This is a genomic window from Candidatus Cloacimonadota bacterium (assembly GCA_034661015.1).
GTDB lineage: Bacteria > Cloacimonadota > Cloacimonadia > JGIOTU-2 > JGIOTU-2 > JAYEKN01.
This window is the reverse complement of sequence record JAYEKN010000093.1, coordinates 1-3,671: the sequence shown is the minus strand read 5'-3', so window position 1 is coordinate 3,671 and position 3,671 is coordinate 1. Positions and strand designations below refer to the sequence as shown.

The 3,671-nt window shown below is 35.2% G+C and carries 2 protein-coding genes and 1 tRNA gene; all 3 read right to left on the bottom strand.

Annotated elements, in window-relative coordinates; genetic code table 11:
* Window positions 1-73: 73 nt before the first annotated feature.
* The 3 genes from U9P79_03510 to U9P79_03500 all read right to left on the bottom strand — a co-directional run bounded on the left by U9P79_03510 (window position 74) and on the right by U9P79_03500 (window position 3,073).
* Window positions 74-2,341 carry a vitamin B12-dependent ribonucleotide reductase gene (locus U9P79_03510; GenBank protein ID MEA2103691.1) on the bottom strand — a complete coding sequence of 756 codons (2,268 nt, stop codon included), beginning with the start codon at window positions 2,339-2,341 and terminating at the stop codon, window positions 74-76.
* A 47-nt stretch (window positions 2,342-2,388) separates the two neighbouring features.
* Window positions 2,389-2,895, bottom strand: a complete 507-nt coding sequence (locus tag U9P79_03505; GenBank protein ID MEA2103690.1) for a cob(I)yrinic acid a,c-diamide adenosyltransferase — start codon at window positions 2,893-2,895, stop codon at window positions 2,389-2,391.
* A 101-nt stretch (window positions 2,896-2,996) separates the two neighbouring features.
* Window positions 2,997-3,073, bottom strand: a tRNA-Val gene (locus tag U9P79_03500).
* Between the last annotated feature and the right edge of the window lie 598 nt (window positions 3,074-3,671).

Here is a 3,671-nt window from a genome sequence, read left to right as displayed (position 1 = left end):
ATATTCATTATTCATTTGCTTTTCTGAGTCAACCATTGCGAAGGTCTTCGACCATTCGTAAGGTTTTACTCAATTAGCTACATTTTGACCAGCCACAAACGGGACAGGTTCTGCAGCCTTCCTTATATTCCACCTTTGCACCACATTCAGGGCACAATGCTTGCTGACCTTTTAAACTTTGTATTCTGGTTTTTGGTTTTTCATTTTCGTTTTTTTCATCTAACGTAATCGAAAGAATTTGTTTTATGCCATGTCCATTTTGCGCAATAAATTCTTCAAGTGCTATAGCCACAGCATCTGCACAAGAAAGAATTTTTTTACCTTTTCGCCAGGTTGGATTAGGACAACGAATAAATCGCAACTGTTTAATAATTGACTCCACTTTTACATTTGAGCGAAGCGCCAGAGAGATTAAGCGCGCAATAGCCTCCAGCTGAGCAGAAGCACAACCACCAACTTTTCCGATTTGAGCAAATACTTCGCAAATACCTGTTTCGTCAACATTTATGGTAACGTATAAATATCCACAGCCGGTATTCATTTTTTTTGTAACTCCAAGTGTAGTTTCACTGCGCTTTCGAGGAGCCACTCTGGTTTTTTCTTGTTCACGCACTTTTTTCCCAACATTCAACACTTGCTCGGATCTGCTGCCATCACGGTAAACCGTAACTCCCTTACATCCCAATTGATAAGCGAGTTTATATGCGATATTTATGTCTTCTTTTGTAGCACTATTTGAAAAATTTATGGTTTTTGAAACGGCATTATCCACATATTGCTGAAATGCGGCTTGCATTCTAATATGCCATTCCGGTTTAATATCATGAGAAGTAACAAAAACTTTTTTCACTTCTTTCGGGATTTCCTTTATTGATATTAACGAGCCTTTGCCGGAAACGTCTTCCATCAATTCTTTGGAATAAAAACCGGTCTTTCGGGCAATTTCTTCAAAGTACTTATTTACATACAATAATTTGTCATCATCCATGACTTTTTTCACATAAACAAGGGAGAAGTTAGGCTCAACCCCGCTGGATGTGTCTGCGATCATGCTTATCGTTCCGGTGGGAGCAATCGTGGTTGTAGTAGAATTTCGAATTCCGTACTTTTGTATATCTTTAAGCAAACTATCCCAATCCAGTTTGGTTGATTCTCTTCGAAATTCTCCGGTATGATAAGTGCTTCCCTGAAAATTTTGAAATGGTTCTTTTTTTTTGGCAATTTGCAATGATTTATATTTTGAATGAAAATCAATAAACTCCATCACTTCCTTGGCAAGTTCTAAACCTTCTTCAGAATCATAGGGAATTTCCATTTGCACTAGCATATCCGACCAGCCCATTATTCCAAGCCCAATTTTGCGATTTGCTTTAGACTGTTCATCAATTTGAGGAAGAGGAAATTTGGAATGATCAATCACATCGTCCAAGAATTCCGTTGCAGTATAAACGGTCTGTTTTAGCAAATCCCAATTGACTATTTTGTCATTAACCATAAGTGCAAGATTGATGGAACCAAGATTACAGGCTTCATTTGGCAAAAGTGGTTGCTCGCCACATGGATTTGTTGCTTCGATTTTGCCTATTTCGGGAGTGGGATTATACTCATTCAATCTATCGAGAAAGACTATCCCCGGTTCACCGTTCTTGTAAGCCATGCTCACAATCAAGTCAAAAACTTCGGCAGCTTTTAATGATTTTGAAACTTCACCGGAATGAGGTGATATAAGTTGATATTCTTCATCAGCTTCAACAGCATCCATAAATTTTTTTGTAATTCCCACACTAATATTAAAATTTGTGAGTTCTTTATCATCTTCTTTAGCAGTAATAAATTCAAGAATATCCGGATGATCCACATTAAGAATGGCCATATTCGCACCACGGCGAGTGCCACCTTGTTTCACCGCATCTGTGGCGGAATTAAACACCTTCATAAATGTTATAGGACCGCTGGACACACCGCTCGTAGATCGAACCAGTGCATTTCGCTCACGCAATTTTGAGAATGAAAAACCGGTTCCCCCACCGGATTTATGAATTAAGGCAGCATTCTTTACGGACTCGAAAATATTTTCCATGCTATCTTCGATTGGTAAAACAAAGCAGGCAGAAAGCTGTTGAAGATCGTTCCCTGCATTCATCAACGTGGGTGAGTTGGGCAGAAAATAACGATTGTCCATAACATCAAAATATTTTTTCGCTTTTGCTTTATTCTTTCCTGCGATATTTGTGCTAACTCGTGTGAGCATTCCTTGCGCATCTTCAATGCAATTTCCATTTTCATCTTTTTGAAAATATCGTTTTTTTAAAACTGCTAACGCATTATCTGTTACTTTCATCTAATAATCCTCTCGTATTAAAGGCGGACTAACTCGCAGGTGAAAAATTAAAATTCTCTACCCTTTGCAGCTATCACACCATTTTTATAATAATGTTTTATTTCTTTCATCTCAGTTACCAAGTCAGCTAATTCGATCAATTCAGGAGGAGCATAACGTCCGGTAATGACCAACTCGATATTTTTATATTTCTTAATTATTGGGATCACTTTCTCCAAATTTAAAAGTCCAAAATCAAGAGCAACGTTCAATTCATCCAAAATGACTAAATCGTATTTAGCATCCTCTAAGATTTTCTTTGCTTTTGCAATTCCTTTTTCAGCTTCTTGGAAATCAATCTCTTTAGGATTTTTTTTATCAATCAAGTCTGGTGTTCCAAATTGGAAAACATCAATATTTTCGATTTGTTGTAAAAGTTTAATTTCCCCGTAAGAAAAATTTTTCTTCATAAATTGAATAAGGCAAACTCTTTTTTTATGCCCAAGAAATCTGATTGCCAACCCGATAGCTGCCGTGGTTTTTCCTTTGCCATTTCCAGTGTAGATTTGTAACATAAACCTCTTTTTTACTGCCTAATTCGGTCGAAATTCTATTCAGTATTAATATTCGTTTAAAATTGATAAGTGGAATGTATTAAGTATCTTAGAAAACAAAATGGTGGGTAGTACTGGATTCGAACCAGTGACCTCTACGATGTCAACGTAGCACTCTAACCAACTGAGCTAACCACCCACAATTGAGAGACAGATTCACAGAAAAGCAAAATTATTGTCAAAAGATTTAATTATTTTTTTTAATTATAGAAAATCTTTAATATTATCATATTTTTCTACTGTATATAATTCATCTTCTACGAATTTATGAAAACTATCTATGTTACTGTTAAAAGTTTGATTTATTTTCAAAAAATTTTTCACAATATTTGACAAACATTTTTGTCCTATTCAATTCTACACAAAATATAAAGCGTAAAATTATTAGAAAATTATAGGAGTATTATGGGAATTAAATTATTTGGTTTTTTGCCAAATGCAGTTTGTAAAGTTAGGGGAAGCTATCTTGAAATTAATTGAAAAAATAAATAAAAACCTCATTTCACTTCTCCCATTTCACTTTTCACCCAATATGTTTTACATTCATAATTCAAAATTCATAATTTTACATTTCTCTCTGCCCCTCTTTTACGTAATAAGAGTTGTTTTAATAGTATTATTTTTTATGTTCTATTTCGGAACTTGTTTTGCAGAAAAATATTATGTTGATCCTTCGAATTCAACGAATTATAATTCGATCCAGCCAGCTATATATAAAGCATTGGATAATGGCGGGA